At 68.8% G+C, this 17783-nt stretch carries 18 protein-coding genes and 1 pseudogene; 10 read left to right on the forward strand and 9 right to left on the reverse strand.

Features of this window, described 5'->3' with window-relative positions; translation table 11 throughout:
* Positions 1-11: 11 nt before the first annotated feature.
* Entirely contained in the window at positions 12-434 is a 423-nt protein-coding gene (locus DR_RS17250) for a DUF2785 domain-containing protein (RefSeq protein ID WP_373969213.1), read from the forward strand.
* On the forward strand, positions 431-2947 hold the full coding sequence (locus DR_RS11270; RefSeq protein ID WP_010888825.1) for a glycosyltransferase family 1 protein: 2517 nt from the start codon (positions 431-433) through the stop codon (positions 2945-2947). The genes DR_RS17250 and DR_RS11270 overlap by 4 nt, the downstream gene beginning before the upstream one ends.
* 66 nt (positions 2948-3013) lie before the next feature.
* On the opposite strand, the gene DR_RS11275 is transcribed toward DR_RS11270, so the two are convergent.
* Positions 3014-4399, reverse strand: coding sequence for a YdgA family protein (locus DR_RS11275; protein ID WP_010888826.1), 1386 nt, complete (start codon positions 4397-4399; stop codon positions 3014-3016).
* 157 nt (positions 4400-4556) lie between these two features.
* Here DR_RS11275 and DR_RS11280 point away from each other — a divergent pair, with 157 nt between their 5' ends.
* From DR_RS11280 to DR_RS11290, 3 genes are all read left to right on the forward strand, one after another.
* Complete coding sequence (locus DR_RS11280; protein WP_010888827.1) at positions 4557-5387, forward strand: ABC transporter permease; 831 nt, start codon at positions 4557-4559, stop codon at positions 5385-5387.
* Entirely contained in the window at positions 5384-6130 is a 747-nt protein-coding gene (locus tag DR_RS11285) for an ABC transporter ATP-binding protein (protein ID WP_010888828.1), read from the forward strand. The genes DR_RS11280 and DR_RS11285 overlap by 4 nt, the downstream gene beginning before the upstream one ends.
* Positions 6131-6275: 145 nt before the next feature.
* The gene (locus DR_RS11290; RefSeq protein ID WP_010888829.1) at positions 6276-8066 is read left to right on the forward strand and encodes an ATP-binding protein; all 1791 of its coding nucleotides are present in this window, start codon (positions 6276-6278) and stop codon (positions 8064-8066) included.
* Positions 8067-8400: 334 nt separating this feature from the next.
* Here DR_RS11290 and pyrF read toward each other — a convergent pair whose 3' ends face one another.
* Entirely contained in the window at positions 8401-9219 is an 819-nt protein-coding gene (gene pyrF / locus DR_RS11295; protein ID WP_027479917.1) for an orotidine-5'-phosphate decarboxylase, read from the reverse strand.
* A 75-nt stretch (positions 9220-9294) separates the two neighbouring features.
* Here pyrF and DR_RS11300 point away from each other — a divergent pair, with 75 nt between their 5' ends.
* From DR_RS11300 to galE, 3 genes and pseudogenes are all read left to right on the forward strand, one after another.
* Positions 9295-10155, forward strand: coding sequence for a DUF1028 domain-containing protein (locus DR_RS11300; protein ID WP_027479916.1), 861 nt, complete (start codon positions 9295-9297; stop codon positions 10153-10155).
* Positions 10156-10204: 49 nt separating this feature from the next.
* Entirely contained in the window at positions 10205-10672 is a 468-nt protein-coding gene (locus DR_RS11305) for an Rrf2 family transcriptional regulator (protein ID WP_010888831.1), read from the forward strand.
* A 37-nt stretch (positions 10673-10709) separates the two neighbouring features.
* A pseudogene (galE, locus tag DR_RS11310) lies at positions 10710-11690 on the forward strand (UDP-glucose 4-epimerase GalE); the annotation flags it as partial.
* A gap of 146 nt (positions 11691-11836) precedes the next feature.
* Here the strand turns inward: galE and DR_RS11315 are convergent.
* Genes DR_RS11315 through DR_RS11330 form a run of 4 tightly spaced genes read right to left on the reverse strand, consistent with a single transcriptional unit; the run spans position 11837 to position 14967 of the window.
* On the reverse strand, positions 11837-12448 hold the full coding sequence (locus DR_RS11315; protein ID WP_010888833.1) for an IMPACT family protein: 612 nt from the start codon (positions 12446-12448) through the stop codon (positions 11837-11839).
* 29 nt (positions 12449-12477) lie between these two features.
* Positions 12478-13080, reverse strand: a complete 603-nt coding sequence (locus tag DR_RS11320) for an NUDIX domain-containing protein (RefSeq protein WP_010888834.1) — start codon at positions 13078-13080, stop codon at positions 12478-12480.
* 43 nt (positions 13081-13123) lie between these two features.
* Positions 13124-14146, reverse strand: a complete 1023-nt coding sequence (locus DR_RS11325) for an FUSC family protein (RefSeq protein ID WP_051618818.1) — start codon at positions 14144-14146, stop codon at positions 13124-13126.
* Entirely contained in the window at positions 14143-14967 is an 825-nt protein-coding gene (locus DR_RS11330) for an HpcH/HpaI aldolase/citrate lyase family protein (RefSeq protein WP_010888836.1), read from the reverse strand. Before DR_RS11330 ends, DR_RS11325 begins: the two co-directional genes overlap by 4 nt.
* 147 nt (positions 14968-15114) lie before the next feature.
* Between DR_RS11330 and DR_RS11335 the strand changes: the two genes are divergently transcribed.
* On the forward strand, positions 15115-15396 hold the full coding sequence (locus DR_RS11335) for a hypothetical protein (RefSeq protein ID WP_034350273.1): 282 nt from the start codon (positions 15115-15117) through the stop codon (positions 15394-15396).
* A gap of 58 nt (positions 15397-15454) precedes the next feature.
* Here the strand turns inward: DR_RS11335 and DR_RS11340 are convergent, their stop codons facing one another.
* From DR_RS11340 to DR_RS11355, 3 genes are all read right to left on the reverse strand, one after another.
* On the reverse strand, positions 15455-15835 hold the full coding sequence (locus DR_RS11340; RefSeq protein WP_010888838.1) for a VOC family protein: 381 nt from the start codon (positions 15833-15835) through the stop codon (positions 15455-15457).
* A gap of 163 nt (positions 15836-15998) precedes the next feature.
* The gene (locus DR_RS11350; RefSeq protein ID WP_010888839.1) at positions 15999-16910 is read right to left on the reverse strand and encodes a serine protein kinase RIO; all 912 of its coding nucleotides are present in this window, start codon (positions 16908-16910) and stop codon (positions 15999-16001) included.
* An 18-nt stretch (positions 16911-16928) separates the two neighbouring features.
* Positions 16929-17087: a hypothetical protein gene (locus DR_RS11355; RefSeq protein ID WP_155896391.1), complete on the reverse strand. Its 159-nt coding sequence runs from the start codon at positions 17085-17087 to the stop codon at positions 16929-16931.
* Positions 17088-17395: 308 nt separating this feature from the next.
* Between DR_RS11355 and DR_RS11360 the strand changes: the two genes are divergently transcribed.
* On the forward strand, positions 17396-17779 hold the full coding sequence (locus tag DR_RS11360) for a lysozyme inhibitor LprI family protein (RefSeq protein ID WP_010888840.1): 384 nt from the start codon (positions 17396-17398) through the stop codon (positions 17777-17779).
* Positions 17780-17783: the final 4 nt, after the last annotated feature.

A 17783-nucleotide genomic window follows, 5' to 3' on the forward strand; every position in this document is an offset into this window, starting at 1 on the left:
ATTAAAACCGTATGAGAGAAAAAGTAACGGAGGCGGGGGCAAAGGCTTCTGCCTTTTTCGTTGGCCGGGTTCACAATGGGCCATGTCTGCGCCCGACTGGTCGTGCGGATCTGAGCGAAACCGACCTGCGCCCGCACGACCCGGAGCACGGCTGGCTGCACGCGCTGGCCCACGGCGCCGACGCCGCCCTCTGTTTTGCGCTGCGCTGCATCCTGCCCTTACCCGCGACGACGACCGCCCCGCGCCTGACGCCGACCCCCGGGCAGCCGCGCCCGGCGGCCAGGTCATCCCGGCCCCGGCGCGGGAGGGGTGGCCGGCTGAGCTGCTTACAGTGCTGCGGCTGGCGTTTCCGGCCTCCCCGGAGTGACCCCGGCGCGGCGCCAAGTCCCTTCACGCACCCTGTGAGAGCCTCGTGTAAGCTGCCCGGCATATGAACGTCATCGGCAAGGTCACGGTGCTGCCGCAGCTACCCGCAGAAATCGCGCGGCTGTCCGAACTCGCGTACAACCTCTACTGGTCGTGGACGCCCCGCGCGCAGGCCCTGTACCGCGACCTGTCGCCGGAACTTTGGGAGCGCTTCCAGCACAACCCGGTGCGGCTGCTGCTGGAAGCGGACCAGGACCGCCTGAACGCGGCGGCGCAGGACCCCGCCTACCTGGGGCGTTACGCGCAGGTGATGGCCGATTTCGACGCGTACATGGGCAAAAAAGACACCTGGGCGGCAAGGCACGCCCCGCAGATGAAGCCGGTGGCCTACTTCAGCATGGAGTACGCCTTCCACGAGTCGCTGCCCATCTACTCAGGCGGCCTCGGCGTGCTGGCGGGCGACCACTGCAAGAGTGCGTCCGACCTCGGCCTGCCCTTCACCGCCGTGGGGATGCTGTTTTCGCAGGGGTATTTCCGGCAACTGTTCGACAAGGACGGCTGGCAAAACGAGGCGTATGACGAACTCGACCTGACCACCCTGCCGATACAGCCCGCCCAGAGCGCGGCGGGCGAGGACATCCGCGTGTCGGTGCGGATTGCCGGGCGCGAGGTGGCGGTCAAGGTCTGGACGCTGCAAGTCGGGCGCGTCCGGGTGCTGCTGCTCGACAGCAACGTACCGGACAACAGCGAGGACGACCGCAAGCTGACCGCGCGGCTCTACGGCGGCAACCAGGAACTGCGGGTGCAGCAGTACGTGCTGCTCGGCGTGGCGGGCATCCGGGCGCTGCGGGCGCTGGACGTGCCGGCGAGCGTCTATCACATGAACGAGGGGCACGCCGCCCTGATGGCACTGGAACGGATGCGCGAGTACGTGGCGGCGGGCCAGGACTTCCGCACCGCCGCCGAACTCGCCGCAAGCAGCACCCTGTTCACCACCCACACCCCCGTCGCAGCGGGCAACGACGCTTTCACCTATGAGCTGATGGACAAATACATCGGTGAGTGGCCGGGGCTGCTGCACGCCGGGCGCGACGAACTGTACGCGCTGGCACGGCACGACCAGCAGTGGGACGGCCACACGGTCCCGGCCTTTTCCATGACGGTCTTCGCGCTGAGCATGAGCCGGGCGGCCAACGGCGTCTCCGAACTGCACGGCGAGGTCAGCCGGGGCATGTGGAATTTCCTCTACCCCGGCGCCGAGGAAAACGAGGTGCCTATCGGCCACGTGACCAACGGGGCGCACAACCTGACCTTCACCAGCCAGCGGATGCGCGACCTGCTGTCCACCGTGCTGCCGGAGGACTGGACCGAGCGGCTGGAAGACGAAACGATGTGGCAGGCGGTCGAGCAGCTCACCGAGGAGCAACTGAGCAACGTGCAGCGCGAGATGAAGCGCGAGATGATCACCTTCGTGCGGGGCCGGGTGCGCGAGCAACTGCTGCGCAACGGGGCGAGCGCCGCCGACGTGGCCGCGACCGACAACCTGCTCGACGAGGGCACGCTCACCATCGGCTTTGCCCGCCGCTTTGCGACCTACAAGCGCGCCACCTTGCTGCTGCGCGACAAACCGCGCCTCGCCGCCATCGTGAACAACCCCGAGCGCCCGGTGCAGTTCGTCTTCGCGGGCAAGGCGCACCCCGCCGACAACCCCGGCAAGGCGTTTATTCAGGAGATCTACCGCACCAGCCAGGAACCCGAGTTCCGGGGCAAAATCGTGATTCTGGAAAATTACGACATGAACGTGGCGCGCCACCTCGTGCAGGGGGTGGACATCTGGCTCAACAACCCCCGCCGCCCACTGGAAGCCTCGGGCACATCCGGCATGAAGGCGAGTTTCAACGGCTCGCCCAACTTCTCCGTTCTGGACGGCTGGTGGCGCGAAGGGTATGACGGCACCAACGGCTGGCCGATTGGCGAGGAGCGCGAATACGCCGACCTGAACGTGCAGGACGACGCCGACGCCTTCGATCTGTACCAGCGGCTCGAACACGAAATCGCGCCGCGCTACTACGGCCACGCGCAGGGCAACGCGAGCTGGGCGCACACCGTGCGCGACGCCATCGAGACTGTCAGCCCGCGCTTTTCCATGCAGCGGCAGGTGCTCGACTACGTGCAGCAGTACTACCTCCCGCTGGGGCAGCGCGGCACGCAACTCGCCGACCACGGCGGCGCCCGTGCCCGCGACCTCGCCGCCTGGAAAGCCTGGGTCCGGCAGCAGTGGCCGCACACCAGCATCTCGGCGCAGGCGAACCTGCCCGCCACTGCCCGCCCCGGCGAGCAGGTCACGGTGTCGGCGCAGGTCAATCCTGCCGGCATCCGCCCCGAGGAACTGCGGGTCGAAGCGGTCCTCAAGCGCGGCGACGAAGTGCAGCGCTACCCACTCGCGCCGGGCGAAGGCGGGCAGTACAGCGCCGAGATTCCGCTCGACGACAGCGGTCTGTACTCGGTGGGCGTGCGGATGCTGCCGCTGATAGACGGCCTGAGCAACGACCTCGAAGCGGGCCTCATCAAGTGGGCCTGAGCTGAGGGCCAAAGAGAAGGGGCGTCGGACTTGTTCTCCGGCGCGCCTTTTCTTTGGCCGATGGGTTTACTGCACCGGCTGCCCGTTCATCAGCATTTGCCCGTCCTTGAAGCTGAAGGTCGCCACGAGCTTGTTGCCCTCGCGTTTCAGGGTGCCGCTGTCCACCAGGGTCTGCACGTCGGCGGCCTGACCCTGGCCGAGGGTCGCGGCGAGGTCGCGTAGCCCGGCTTCGCTGGTGCTGAGCTTGAAATCGGCGCTGACCATACTCATCAGCTCGGCGGGCGCGAGGGTGTTCCAGTTCTCGGCGGTCAGGCGGCTCGCCCCCGGCAGGGTGGCTTGCCCCGACACCTGCACGTCGCGGCCCGGCTGGCCGAGGCTCAGGCGGCTCAGCCGCAGCACCGGCTGACCACGCAGCAGCGCCAGCACGTCGGTTTCGAGCTGCTTTTCCTGGGCCGGGGTGAGGTCGGCGGGCGACTTGCTGCTCGCCTGCGTGGCCTGAAGGTCCTGCGCGAAGCGGGCCAGACGTTGCAGTGGCTCACGGGCGAGGTGGTCGAAGCTGAGCGCGAGCTCAAGGTTCTTGAGGTTCCTGCCGGCGGCGCTCACGTCGGCGACCGCGTANGCCACGGCGAGGTTCTGAAAGTTGCCGTCGCGGCGGCTGTCGCTGCTCACCTTCAGGCCGCTGAACGTCACGGGCTGCGTGCCCTGGCTGACGGTCAGGCGGTCGAGTGTCAGGTTCATCTGCCCGCTGCCGAGCAGGTCGTCCTTGTTGGCGCGGGTCGTGGTGCCGCTCAGTTTCATGGGGCCGACCGCGCCGCTGGTGCCCGGCGCATTGAGAAACAGGCCCGGCCAGGAGAAGGCGACGTTCGTCTTGAGCCCCGCGACCCGCACGGCGCCGGTCAGCGGTTGCCAACTCAGGTCGCCCGGCTGGCCTTCCTCGGTGAATTTTCCGGCGGGAATACGGACGGCGGTGTCTGAGGCGCCCGTGAGCCCCACCACCGTGCGGATGACGGGTTTCTGGCCGCCGAACGCCTTGTCGAGCGCCGCCTGGGTCTTGGGGTCGGCAAAGCGAATATCGGTGTCCACCAGCGCCTGTCCCACGCCCGCCGCGCCGAGCAGCGGCCCGTGCTTGATGTGGTTGGTGACGAGCAGCCGCAGCGGCTGCCCGTTCCCGTCCGGCGTGTCTTGCACAATCAGTGTCATGGTCTGGGTGCTGTCGGTAAACCCCTTGTGGTACTCCGACTTCTCCACCTCGACCACGCCGCTCGACCCGAGCGTGCTGGTGAGCTGCTGCACGGCCTGCTGCGTGGTGTCCTGAGCACGACTGGAAAAAATCGCCGTGGCGCCCACGTAACCGCCGCCGAGCAGCAGGGCAGCGGTCCCGAGGGCCAGAGCGGGCGAAAAACGGCGGGCGGACGCGGTGCGGGTGCGGGGTGGGGTGGGGGTGCGGGTCATCTTGCCTCCAGCGAGGGCCGGGAATGGGATGGGAGAGCCTTTCGTGCTCCTGATTACGTTGACTGCCCGTTGGAGGTTCCCGCTGAAGGCGGCGCTTACAGAACTGCCCGCCTCAGCAGTTGACCTTTTCGGTCATCAATCCGTGTAAGCTGCCAGGGTGACTGTTTCTCCCTCCGCGCGCCGGGAAGCGGGCGCTGCACCTTCGCGCTGGCAGGTGCTCGGCTGGCAACTCGGCGGTCTGCTGCTCCTGCTGGGCATCTGGTGGCTGGTCACGGACCGCCTGGGGCTCTACCCGCCCTACGTGTTTCCTGGCCCGGGCGCCGTGTGGACCGAGATTTCCTACGGGCTGTGGGGCACCGGGCCGCAGGACGGTAAACTGCTCGCGGCCATCGGCGGTAGCCTGCGGCGGGTCCTGACCGGGTACGTGGCGGCGGTGGCGCTCGGCGGCGTCATCGGGCTGCTGATGGGCGCGTGGCTGCCGCTGCGGGCCACCCTGGGCGCGTACCTGACCGGGCTGCAAAGCGTGCCGAGCATTGCCTTCGTGCCGTTCGCCATCCTGTTTTTCGGACTCAACGAGCGGGCGGTGCTGGCGGTGGTGATTCTGGAAGGCTTTATTCCGGTGGCGCTGGCAGTGTCGGGCGCGCTGCTCAACGTGCCGCCCACCCTGCGAACCGCCGGGCGCACCCTGGGCGCGAACGGGCTGGAGCTGCTGCTGCGGGTGTCGCTGCCCGCCGCGCTGCCCAACGTGCTGAGCGGCCTGCGCACGGCGTGGAGCTTCGCGTGGCGCGCGCTCGTCGGCGGCGAACTGCTGATTGCGGGCGCGAAAAGCCTCGGCGAGCAACTCGAAATCGGACGCAACACCGCGAACGTGGCGCTGGTCCTGTCCACCATCCTGATTATCGGCGTCATCGGGGGCGTGTTCGACGCACTGCTGCGGCTCGTGGAGGGCCGGGTGCGGCGCAACTACGGTCTGGAGGTGAACTCGTGACGGCGCGCACGGAACTGAGCCGCGCCGAATCGAGCCGGACTGAACTGGGACGCAGCCTGGACCTGAACGGCGTAACCTACCGCTACCGGGGCGGCAACGTGGGCGGCGCGGGCGTCGGGCCACTGAACCTGCACGTGGAGCCGGGCGAGTTTCTGTGCGTGGTGGGGCCGTCGGGGAGCGGCAAAAGCACGCTGCTCTCGCTGCTGGCGGGCTTTTTGCGGCCCCAGCAGGGCGAGATTCGGCTGGGCGGCGACCCGGTGAATGGCCCGCACCCGGCGCTGACGCTGGTGCAGCAGGAAGCCGCGCTCTTTCCCTGGCTGACGGTGGGCGGCAACGTGGCGTTCGGCCTGAAGGGGGTCAGCGGCGCCGAAAAAGCCGCGCGGGTGGCTGATGCGCTGCGGCTGGTGGGCCTCAGCGGGTACGAGGCGCGGCGGCCTCACGAACTCTCGGGCGGGCAGCGCCAGCGCGTGAGCATCGCCCGCGCCCTGGCGGTGCGTCCGGGGCTGCTGCTGCTCGACGAGCCGTTCAGCGCGCTCGACCACGCGACCCGCACCACACTCGCCGACGAACTGCTGGCGATCTGGTGGCAGCAAAAGGTCACGGTGGTTTTCGTGACGCACCAGCTCGACGAGGCGCTGCACCTCGGGCAACGGGTGGTGGCGCTGCGCGGCGGCGAAATTGCGCTCGACGCCCCGAGCAAGGGGCTGAGCGTGGGGGAACTGCGGCGGGTGCTGGAGGGCTGAGCCGGGATGGAGTGAGTCAAAAGACGCTGGTCTGGAGGCCCCCTCTGCTGCGCAGCTTTACAAGTCACCCCTTTGCTTCGCAAGGCCCTCTCTCACAAGGGGAGAGGGTCAAAAATGTTTCCTGCACGCTCTATACTTCCCCCTCGTGACGACCGAACCCGCCCAAGCCCTGTCCCCGCTCGGGGTGTTGCCCCCCGCCGGGCCGACCTGCGTGCACCTGCCGCTGAACGTGACGCCGCAGGAACTCGCTCGCTACGCGGTGGGGCTGGCGAACGCGCGCGGCGGCACGGTGATGGTCGGGGTGGACGTGGTCGGGCAAGAGCACGCCGAGCGCGACGCGGGCGAACTCCACCCGCTGATGATTACCCACGCGATTTTTGAACTCTCGGGCGGGCGGCTCACCGTGAACGTGCAGCACCACCGCGTGCCGGGCGGGGCGCGGGTGCTGACCGTGTTCGTGCCGCAAGCACCCTACGTGCTCGCCGCCCCCGACGGCGCGGTGATGGCCTGGGACGGCGCGCACCTCGTGCCGGTGCTGCCCGGCGAGGGCGAGCCGGTAGCGGACCGCGATTACACGGCGGTGGTGCCGCCCGATGCGTCGCTCGCGGACCTTGACCCCGCCGAGGTCGCCCGCTTACGGCTGCTGGGGCGCCGGATTGACGCGGCGAACCTGCCGGACCTCGATTTTTTGCAGGAACTCGGCCTGCTCGTCCCGAGTGGCGGGGCGCTGCGGCCCACGCTGGCGGCCATTTTGCTCGCCGGGACCGACGCCGCGCTGCGGGCGCATCTGCCGCAAGCGGAAGTCTGCTATTTCCACCATCAGGCGAACGACGTGGAATTTCAGTTTCGCGAGGACTTGCGCCGTCCCATTCCCTCGCTGCTGCTGCGGCTCTCCGAACTCATTCAGGCGCGCAACCGCTTTACGCCCGTGCAGGTGGGGCTCTTCCGGGTGGAAGTGTGGGACCACGACGAATCGGTGTACCGCGAGGCGCTGCTCAACGCGCTCACCCACCGCGACTACACCCTGCGCGACGTGGTGCATGTCCACCACTACCCCGACCGGCTGGAAATCATGAACCCCGGCGGCTTTCCCGGCGGCATCACGCCCGGCAACATCCTGCGGCACCAGCCCAAGCGCCGCAATCCGCTGCTGGCGGGCGTGCTGGCGCGGCTCGGCTTGGTCGAGCAGGCCGGCGTCGGCGTGGACAAGATGTTCAGCTTGATGCTGCGGCACGGCAAGGAACCGCCCGAATATGTCAACTACCCCGACGCGGTGACGCTCACCTTGCACGGCTCGGCCTTCGATTCCGATTTCGTACGCTTCGTGGCCCGCAAGCAGGAGGAGTTGCCGCAGCTTTCGCTCGACATGCTGATTGTGCTGAGCCTGCTCTCGCGCGAAGGCGAGGCCCCCCGCGCCCAGCTCGCCCGCGCCCTGCAACTGCCCGAGGACCGCACGCCCCGGCTGCTGCGCCAGATGGAAGACCTCGCCCTGATTACTCGCGCGGGCATCGGGCGCGGCATCGCCTACCACCTCGCGCCGGACGTGGCGGCGGCCCTCGGCCAGGAAAAGCAGCGCGGTCTGAGCGCCCTGCCTGGTCTGCCCGAACCCGCCGAGCGCCCCACGCTGCTCGCGCCGCCTGCCGCCGTTGCCCCGGCGCCTGCCCCCGCTGCGCCGCGCCGCGTCTCCGAGCCGGCCCCGACCAGCCACGCCGGGCCGTCGCCGAGCGAAACCCGCGCCATCGCCCTGGCCCTCGCCCGCGAACGGGGCCGGGTCCGCAACGCAGACCTGCGCGAAGTCTGCGGCCTGACCAACCAGCAGGCGTGGCGCGCCTTGCGCAGTTTGGTCAATGCCGGGCTGCTGCGCCGGCTCGGGAGTGGGACGAGGGACGCCTACTATGAGCTGGGAGAAGGGGCGGGGCGGCGGGAGGAGGGGTAAGAGGCCAGTTGGTCTGGGGGCCCCTCACCCCTTGCTACGCAAGGCCCTCTCCCGCAGGGGGAGAGGGTCAACAAACGCTTAGGCTTTGGCTCTTTTCACTGCTCCACAGAAAACTGTGAAACGCAGAACGCCAGGGCCGTCGGGCGCGCCAGCGCACGGGCCTCGCGTCCGTAAAAATCACCGGCGTCCAGACCGCCCACGCAACTGCGGAACACCGCAAAACAGGCGACATCACCGCCATTTGCACAGCGCCAGCGTCAAAGCCCCTGTCCCCTCTGGGGAGAGGGGTTTGGGGTTGGGGCCAAAAGCTAAAGCCCAAGCCTCAACAACACCCTCACACACCCAACGCCCCATTCAACTCATCCCGCAGCGCCAGCGCCGCCTCCCGCGCGGCCCCCACGTCCAGCCCACGCGCGTACTGCACCGCCCGACTCGCACTCGCCAGCGCCCCGGTGCCCCCCGCATGAAACGCCCCCGCGAGGTCGCGCGCCTGCGCCCCCTGCGCCCCCAGCCCCGGCAACAGCAGGAGCGCTTTGGGCATCAGCGCCCGGAAGGTGGCGAGGTCGCCAGGATGCGTGGCCCCGACCACCGCCCCGACGCTGGCGTAGTCGCCGTCGCCCAGGCCTTCTTCATCCCCCAGCCGGGCAATTTCGACGGCAATCCGCTCGCTCACGCCTTGCCCCTGCAAGTCCTGCTGGTCGGGGTTGGAGGTCTTGACGAGCACGAAAATCGCGCCGCCGTTCTCCCGCGCGGCCTGCACGAAGGGCGTCAGCGTCTGGAAGCCGAGAAACGGGTTGACGGTGAGGGCGTCCCCAGCATGAGTCCCGCCGAGCCAGCCCTGGGCGTAGGCGGCGGCGGTGGTGCCGATGTCGCCGCGCTTGCCGTCGAGCAGCACCGGCAGGCCGAGCGTGCGGGCGGCGGCGCAGACTTCTTCGAGCAGGGTGAAACCGGGCAGCCCGAGCGCCTCGAAAAAGGCGAGTTGCGGCTTGACACAGGCGGCGTACGGCGCGCTCGCTTCCAGCACGTCGAGCGTGTTCTGGCGCAGTTGGGCGACGTCGCGGTACTCGCCCAGACGCGGGTCGAGGCCCACGCACAGCCGGGTGCGGCGGGAAAGGGTGCGCTCGGTGACGGCCTGGGCGAAGGTGGGGGTCATCGCCTGCCAGTGTAAAGGGCGCAGTTGAGGGACAAACGGGAAGGGGTGCTGAGCGGGGCCGGTACACTGCCGAGCATGACCTTTTCTGTCGTGGGGCGCGACCCCCGGACCGGCGACCTCGGCGTCGCGGTGGCGAGCAAGTTCCTCGCGGTGGGGGCGCTGGTGCCCTTCGTGCGCGGCGGCGTGGGGGCGGTAGCGACGCAGAGCTATGTCAACCCCAATTTCGGTCCTGAAGGTCTGGGGCTGCTCACGCAGGGGCTCGACCCGCAGGCCATCGTCGCCCGCTTTCGTGAGACCGACGCCGACATCGAGCAGCGGCAATTCGGGCTGGTCGGCGCGGACGGGCAGAGCGCGACCTTCACCGGCACGGGCTGCCACGCCTGGGCGGGCGGCTTCGCGGGGCCGGACGTGGCGATTCAGGGCAACATCCTCGCCGGGCCGGGCGTGCTGGACGCGATGCGGGCAGCGTGGGAGGCCGGGCACGAGCTGCCTCTCCCCCGCCGTCTGCTGGCGACGCTGCGGGCCGGGGACGAGGCGGGCGGCGACCGGCGCGGGCGGCAATCGGCGGCGCTGCTGTGCGCGGGGCCGGGGCGCGGCTACGGCGGCCTGACCGACGACTGGGTGAACCTGCGCGCCGACGACCACGCCGACCCCTGCGGCGAACTGGCGCGGCTGCTCGACCTTCACGACCTGCTGTTTGGCCGCCCGCAGGACACCCGTCCGCTGACGGAAGACGAACTGAAATGGCTGCGGGCGCTGCTCATCTGGCAGGACTACGCCACGTCGCTGCCCGCCGGAGACTGGGACGCCGACACCGAAGCGGCGGCTTGGGCGCTCTACGGCACCGAGAACCTGGAGGAACGCTGGGTGGCGGGCGGTCAGGTGGACCCGGCGGCGCTCGCCTATTTGCAGGAGCGCTACCCCGAACCGTTCTGAGCGGCGCGGCGAACAGTTCTGGCCGGACTCGCGGGGTAAACTCCGTGCCATGCGCCTGTCGGCCACCGATGTTTACGCCTTTCAGGCCCTGGGGTTCCTGGGCACCCAGGACGCCGAGCGCTGGGTGCCCAGCGAGGAAATCAGCGACAGCACCGGCATTCACCGCCCGTACCTCGTGCGGATTCTGGCGGCGCTCTCGGCCAAGGGCATCGTCAAGAGCAAAAAGGGCATCGGCGGCGGCTACGCGCTCGCCCGCAAGCCGCGCCTGATTTCGCTGTGCGAGGTGGTGCGGGCGGTAGACGGCCCCGTCGCGCCGCTCTCGTGCATCAGCCTCAACTGGCACGAGCCGTGCGCAGAAGAAGGCCGCTGCCACGCCCGCGCCACTGTGTACACCCGGATGCGCGACGCGATGCTCGGGGTGTTGCAGGAATTCAGCGTGGAAGACCTCGTGACCGCCGCCCGGCAAGGCGTGAGCTACGGTCACTGCCTGGGGCACCTGCTCAAGCCCAACGCCTGACGCTCCCAGCCGCGCCGCGTGTACTACGCTGGGTCTCATGAAGCTTCTGGTCGTTGGCGGTGCGGGATATATCGGTTCACATACGGTGCGGCAACTGCGCGCGGCGGGGCATGAGGTCGCGGTGTTCGACAACCTCTCCAGCGGCCATGCCGAGGCGCTGCCGGGCGAGGTCGAACTCATTCGCGGCGACCTGCTTGACGCCGCCAGCATCCGCGCAGCGCTGGAGGCGCAAAAGCCCGACGCCATCATCCACTTTGCCGCGCTGATCGAGGTGGGCGAGAGCATGCGCGCGCCGGGACGCTACTACCGCAACAACGTGGTGGGCACCCTCAACCTGCTTCAGAGCATCGTGGAGACGCGCAAGGTGCCGCTGGTCTTTTCGTCCACCGCCGCCGTGTACGGCACGACCGACGCGGTGCCGATTCCCGAAGACGCCGCCATGCAGCCAGAGAGCGTGTACGGCGAGACGAAACGGATGTCCGAGCAGATGATTCACGCCTTCCACGTCGCGCACGGCCTGCCCTACACCGTGCTGCGCTACTTCAACGTGTGCGGCGCGGCGCCCGGCGGCGACATCGGCGAGGCGCACCCCAACAAGACGCACCTCATCGAACTCGCCTGCCTGACCGCGCTCGGGCAGCGCGAGAAGATGATGATTTTCGGCGACGACTACCCCACCCCCGACGGCACCTGCATCCGCGACTACGTGCACGTGCAGGACCTCGCCGACGCACACGTGCTGGCGGTGGAGGCGCTGCACGCCGGAAAAACCGACGCCGCCACCTACAACGTGGGCCTGGGCCACGGCTTTTCCGTGCGCGAGGTGCTCGACGCGGTGGACGCGGTGGTCGGCACTCCCTTGCAGCGCGAACTTGCCCCGCGCCGCGCGGGCGACCCGCCCCGGCTGGTGGCCGACGCCTCGCGCATCGTGGACCAACTGGGGTTTGCGCCCAAGTTCACCGACCTGCGCGACATTGTGCAGACGGCGTGGGACTGGCACCGGACGCACCCGCAGGGTTTGGGGAGCAATAATAAAGACCCCTCACCCCTGCCTTTGGCAGGCCCTCTGCTTCGCAGCTTTACAAGTCTCCCCTTGGTAGAGGGTCAAACAGCGCAACACAAGCAGAGGACGGAGATTTCCCCGCCCTTTCTTCTTCCACTGCTCTACTCCTCTTCCTCCACCACCGCGCTTCCCCGCGTCGCGTCGCGCAGGGCCGCCTGAAAAGCCTCCACGTCTTCCGGGTAGACCTCCACCGGCAGGGTCACGCCCGCCCCGGTGTACGTTTCCTCGCCGCGCGCCGCGTCCCAGGTGCCGAGCAGGTGGTAGAGGCCGCTGAGGTGATCGAACGGCACGCTGACCTGCAAGGTGCGGCGCGGGCGCACGTCCAGGCGGGGCGCCGTCCGCAGGCACTCCGCCGCCACGCCGCCGTAGGCCCGCACCAGCCCCCCGGTGCCGAGCTTGACGCCACCGTAGTAGCGCACGACCACGACCATCACGTGGTCCACGCCCTGCCCCTCGATGGCCCGCAGGATAGGCGCCCCCGCCGTGCCGCCCGGTTCGCCGTCGTCGCCGAAGCGGTACGCCGCGCCGATGCGGTAGGCCCAGCAGTGGTGGGTGGCGTCGGGGTAACGGGTCCGCAGCGCCGCGAGGTGTGCCAGCGCCTCTTCCGGCGAGTCGGCGCGCTCCGCGAAGGCGAGGAATTCGGAATGGTCAATGACCGCATCAACGCGGTGCGCGGCGGCGAGGGTGGTAAAGGGCGGGGGCAGGTCGGTCATGGCGTGTGGGGGCGAGTGTAGCCCGCGCCTCAGAGCAGCCCGCGCCGCGTCAGTTCGCCGCGCGCCTGCCAGAGTGTGAGCGAACTCGGGCCGTCCTGAATCTCGCCCGCTTCCAGCATCCGGTAAACCTCGGCGAGCGGCAGCACCACGCGCTCAATCGTTTCGGTGTCTTCGAGCTGCGCCGCGCCCAGCGTCACGCCGAGCGCGAGCAACGGATAAAACACGACCCCGCTGATGCTCGGCTGCGGGTAAAAGCCGGGCAGGGGCACCCACTCGGACGCTGCGCCGCCCACCTCTTCCAGCAGTTCGCGGGCCGCCGCCGCGCCGAGGTCTTCGCCTTTTTCCACGCCGCCCGCCACGATTTCGGTGATGGTCGCCCGCAGCGGGTAGCGAAATTGCCGGATGAGAACCGCCTCGCCCTGCGCCGTCACCGGCAGGATAAACACGGCGCGCGGCCCACGCGGGCGGTACTGGTAGGTCGTCTCCACGCCGGGGCGCACCTGCACCCGGTCCTCGTAGACGGTGCGAAAGCCCCCCACGAGTTGCCGGCTGGACAGTGTTTTCCAGGGCGTCACGGCGTCCTCGGTCAGACCGGCCCAGTTGGGATGCTGCGGCGTCGGGGAATCAGGCATAGAGCATTGTGGCGCACCTGCCGAGGGAACCGGGGAGGGATGCTCAGCGCTCGCGCCGGGGCCGGGTCGCCAGCACCACCAGCACGCCGACGAGTGAGCCGATGACCGTCTCGGCGGCGCGGCTGAGCAGCAGTTCGCCCGGCGGCACACGGTGCGCGAGCTGGTTCATCAGCAGGGCGAGCGGGGTGACGAACACCATCGTCAGGCCGTAGTGCCGCGCCACGAACAGTTCGGCGAGCCATTGCAGCACCATCACCACCAGCACGGTGCCCCAGCCCGGCAGCGTGGGCCACAGCAGCACTGCCGAAAGCCCCAGCCCCAGCGCCGTGCCCGCCACCCGGTGCAAGGAGCGCTGCACCCGCATCCGCTGGTTGAGCGCGGTCATCGGCACCGCCGCCGACACCATCGCCCACGCCACGTGCCCCAGCCCGCTGAGCAGGCCCAGAGCGCCGGCCAGCCCCACCGCGACAAAAAAGCGCAGGCCGGCGCTCATCAGTTCGGACGGCTGCTGGTCATGGGGCGGCGGCGCGGCGAGTTCGTGCGGACGCGCCCGCGTCGAGTGCCACGCGCCGAGGGCGCCCAGCGCCACGCTCAGCGCCGCCGCGCCCCCCGACACCGCGAGGGCCAGCGGCAAGGGCGCCGGGTGCGGCAGCGCTCCCACCGTCCCCACCGCGAAGACGAAAAACAGCGAGCCGGCGGGCCGCAGGTGCCACACCGTGGCGAGCACCGCGCCGAACGCCGCCACCAGCGCCCCCACCCACATGACGGTCCAGGGGCTGGCCGACCCCGCCGTGAGCACGCCCAGACCGACGCAGGTCACGAGCAGCAGGCCCGCGAGAGCCTGATGCCGTGCCCGCTCGCCGAGCGGTTCGCCCCGGCCATAGATGCCGGTAAAGGCGCCGAAAGCCGCATACACCGTCAGGTCTGCCCGCCCCAGCGCGAGCAGCAGCAGCAGCGGGGCGCCCACCCCCACCGCGATGCGCTGCGCGGGCCAGCGGTCACGGCGCTCGGGACGCGGCAGGCCGGGCGGCCACACGGGCAACCGGGAAGAAGCAGGGCCGGTCAACGCCGTCCGGCCTCCCACAGCGCGAGTTGCTCGTGCGCCTCGTCCACGTGCATCTGCTCCACCAAGGCGCCGCGCCAGGTCGCCACGCTTTTGCCCTCCTGCCGCGCCGCGTCCCAGGCCGCCAGCAGGTCGCGGGCCGCCTGCGCCTGCTCGTCGGAGACCCCAAACGCGCTGTTGGCCGCCGCCACCTGGTCCGGGTGAATGACGGTCTTGCCCGCGAAGCCCAGCGTGCGCCCCTGCTCGCACTCACGCACAAAGCCGGCGGGGTCGCGCACGTCGTTGTACACGGCGTCAATCGGCAGTTTGCCCGCCGCCCGCGCGGCCAGGACCACGGCGGAGAGAGCGTGCAGCAGCGGCAAGCGCTCGGGCTGGGGCTGGGTCCGCAGGGCGCGGGCAAGGTCGTTGGCGCCGACCAGCAGCCCCGCCACACCGGGGGCCGCCGCAATCGCCGGGGCGTTCAGCACCCCACGCGGTGTCTCGATCATCGCCCACAGCGGTACGCGCAGATGCAGCTCGGTCACGCTGCGCCCCTCTTCCACTTTCGGCAGCACCAGCCCGTCCACCCCGGCGAGCAGCGCCATCTCGCGGTCGGCGTGTTCCCACTCCGTGCCCAGGCCGTTCACCCGCACCAGCACCGGGCAGGGCCAGGACTCGGCGAGCGCGGCCTGCACGTTCGCCCGCGCCGCGCCCTTGTGTTCGGGGGCCACCGCGTCTTCGAGGTCCAGAATCACCGCGTCGGCGCCGAGCGTGCGGGCCTTTTCGATGGCGCGCGGCTTGTCGCCGGGCACGTAGAGCAGCGAGCGCAGCGGCTTAGCGCTCACCGGGCTTCGCCTCCCGACGGCGCACCGCAGCGCCCGACGTGAGCAGAAAAGGCAGCAAAACGAGCAGGTAGGCCAGAGGACGCTTCATGCCCGCATTTTCGCAGAAGACTCGACCAGGATTCGCCCCGCCGGGATTATTCTGTGGACATGTCGCACGACACCTTTGAGGCCCGCGCCCTGCAACTCGCCTACGAGATGACCGCCCACAACACCTACGAGGGCAAGGTCGGTCAGGGCCACAATGAGGCGCGCGCCGCGGATATTCGCCGCCTGTTCGACATCCTGTGCGGCCACGACCCGGAAGACCACGCCCACGAGTCGCACAAGAAAGCGGGCCGCAAGGCGAGCGAAAAAGCCGCCGAGAAGCGCCGCAAGAAGTTCGCCGACCTGCCCCCCGTCGCCGAAGCCGAGGCGCTCGGGCGCAGCTGATCAGCAAGCGGGCGCCTGAGACTGAGACTTCCTCACAAGCGCCCGCTTTTTTACCTTCCTACAGCCCCCAGATACTTGCCGGCGCGAGTTCCAGCACGTTGCCGGCGGGATCGTCGAAATACAGGCTCTCGCCGCGCTCGCCCCAGGCGTAGCGGGTCACGTCCAGGCCGTGCCCGCGCAGCCGCGTTTCCCATTCGGCGGTCTGCTCGCGGGGAATGGCGAGGCAGGCGTGTCCGCCCGGTTTGCCCTGATGACTCGGCACGTCGCCGGGTTTCGCGCTCGCTTCCGGGTTGAAAATCAGCAGCATGGAACCGTCGAGGCGGTAAAAGAGGTGCCGCCCGGCCACTTTGCTGTGCAGCGTCAACCCCAGCACGCCGGAATAAAAGGCTTCGGCGGCGCTGAGGTCGTCGGCGTAAAGGCAGGTCTCGAGGGCGCGCATGGGAGCAGTTTAGGTTAGAACATTTGCCAAAAAGATGGCACAGCTTTTTGGCGAGCGGAGCGAGTGCAAACCACTGAGCAGAACGGACTTGCAAAGCTGCGAAGCAGAGAATGGAGCGGGTGGCGGTGCTGCTGCCGACACCCGCGTAATTCGGAGAACTGCTCTAGGGCAGCACCACGCGCGGCTCGGGGGCCGGTCCCAGGGCGCGGCGCTGCACTTCGCGCAAGGTGCCCTCGGCGGTTTCTTGCAGGCCGTGCTTGCGAAAGCTGGTCGCCAGGCTCTGGGCGTCGCGGCGCAAAAGCTCTTTGAAGTTGGGGTTGGCGCGGGTGGTCAATTGGGGAAAGTCGATGATGGTCACGGTGTTCTCCCACCAGAGAAGGTTGTAGGTGCTGTAGTCGCCGTGGGCGTAGCCCAGCCGCAGCAGGTCGGCCATGCCCTGCACGCTCTGTTGCCAGGCTCTCCTCGCCTCTTCGGGCGTCAGCCGCACGTCGCTCAGGCGCGGGGCGGGAGATTCGGCGGTGCCGATAAGGCGCATCAGCACGGCGGGCACGGTTTCGGCGTAGGTCTTGACGTGGGGACCGACCAGCGGTTCGGGGACACTCAGTCCGGCCTGCCACAACTGCCACAGGTGCGCGTACTCGGCCATCACCCAGTCGAACTGGAGCATCTCCAGGCCCTTGCGGCTGCGGCTTTCCATCGCGCGCCGCGCCCGCTGGTCGAGGACGACCTGTCCCTCGCGGTAAATCGCGTCGTTCTTGAACGACCGGGCGGCAAAGTCGCGGTAAATCTTGAGCAGCGCGGGGCCCCGGACCGTCTCGGCGAGGTAGGCGGTGGCCTCCTTGCCGCTCTTGAGTTCGCACACCACTTCGGTCAGGTGCCCGAGGTCGAGCAGGCGGCGAATGGTGTCGTCGGCAATGTCATCCGTCTCCTCACCGGTCAGGTCGGCGAGCTTGCGGCGGCCCTGCGGTTTCCTGGTCTTGCGCCGGAGCTTTTGCCCGGGGTCGGCGTCCCAGTCAGAGTGATCGCTGCCGGAATCATTCCAGCCCGCATCGTCCCAGTCGGTGTGGGCGCTCATGATCGCGCCCGGCGTGCTTCAGTGTTTTGTCGAGAGCCCGAAGGCTGTGGAAGAGCGGGAGGCGTGCAGATCTGGATCAACAATTGGACTCCATGCGGGGCCGTTTGCCAGCCCCTTTGCGGTCACATTCAGACGAAAACGGTTCGTGAATAGGTTGTTCTTGTTGATTTCGGTCATCTACAACACCTCCTCCTTCGCAGGTTTGCCCTTGCGAGCGGTGCGCTGAAGGTAGCAGGCAAGTGTGCCTGCCGTCACTAGGCATCCTGGCTTAGTGGGTTGCCTACCCCAGAAAAAGGCATGAAAAAACCGCCTCGTGGGCGGTGATGACAAAAACTATAGCGCGCTATGCAGGCGCCGTCAAGCTTATGCGCTGTCTCTGGCCCACCTGCCCCCGCTCTGTCCTGTAGACTTGGGGCGTTCCTTCTCAATCCGCTCCGTCCTTTGGATCGCCGCCTCAGTTTCCGCTGTTTTGTGGAGGACCGACCATGAAAGGTTACTGCTCAGGACTGCTTTTGCTCGCCTTGCTCGCGCTTTCGCCGCTTCAGAGCCGCGCCCAGGCCCAGACGAGTTGCAATTATCCGGTGGGAACGTTTGATCAGGTGTACTGCGTCAACAAGGTCACGCTGCAAGCCGATACGGAGATGAACACCGCCTACCAGAAGCTGCTGCGCAAACTGCCGGTGAGCGCGCAGCAGACTTTGCGGCAGACCCAGCGGGCCTGGATGGCGAAACGCGACAACGACTGCGTGGACGGCTACACGGTGTACGTGAACTGCACCCACGATATGACGGTCTCGCGCCTCAATTTTCTCAACGACCGCCTGCGCGAGTGCAACGCCGCCGGCTGTCAGCCGAGCAAACTGCGCTGAGGGC

Source organism: Deinococcus radiodurans R1 = ATCC 13939 = DSM 20539 (assembly GCF_000008565.1).
Lineage (GTDB): Bacteria > Deinococcota > Deinococci > Deinococcales > Deinococcaceae > Deinococcus > Deinococcus radiodurans.

Bases quoted from the DNA above. Each gene is read 5' to 3' on its own strand.
- DR_RS11350 (WP_010888839.1), bottom strand. From the start codon at position 16,910: ATGAGCGCCCACACCGACTGGGACGATGCGGGCTGGAATGATTCCGGC.
- pyrF (WP_027479917.1), bottom strand. From the start codon at position 9,219: ATGACCCCCACCTTCGCCCAGGCCGTCACCGAGCGCACCCTTTCCCGC.
- DR_RS11360 (WP_010888840.1), top strand. From the start codon at position 17,396: ATGAAAGGTTACTGCTCAGGACTGCTTTTGCTCGCCTTGCTCGCGCTT.
- DR_RS11355 (WP_155896391.1), bottom strand. From the start codon at position 17,087: ATGACCGAAATCAACAAGAACAACCTATTCACGAACCGTTTTCGTCTG.
- DR_RS11340 (WP_010888838.1), bottom strand. From the start codon at position 15,835: ATGCGCGCCCTCGAGACCTGCCTTTACGCCGACGACCTCAGCGCCGCC.
- DR_RS11315 (WP_010888833.1), bottom strand. From the start codon at position 12,448: ATGACCGACCTGCCCCCGCCCTTTACCACCCTCGCCGCCGCGCACCGC.
- DR_RS11305 (WP_010888831.1), top strand. From the start codon at position 10,205: ATGCGCCTGTCGGCCACCGATGTTTACGCCTTTCAGGCCCTGGGGTTC.
- DR_RS11320 (WP_010888834.1), bottom strand. From the start codon at position 13,080: ATGCCTGATTCCCCGACGCCGCAGCATCCCAACTGGGCCGGTCTGACC.
- DR_RS17250 (WP_373969213.1), top strand. From the start codon at position 12: ATGAGAGAAAAAGTAACGGAGGCGGGGGCAAAGGCTTCTGCCTTTTTC.
- DR_RS11335 (WP_034350273.1), top strand. From the start codon at position 15,115: ATGTCGCACGACACCTTTGAGGCCCGCGCCCTGCAACTCGCCTACGAG.
- DR_RS11270 (WP_010888825.1), top strand. From the start codon at position 431: ATGAACGTCATCGGCAAGGTCACGGTGCTGCCGCAGCTACCCGCAGAA.
- DR_RS11300 (WP_027479916.1), top strand. From the start codon at position 9,295: ATGACCTTTTCTGTCGTGGGGCGCGACCCCCGGACCGGCGACCTCGGC.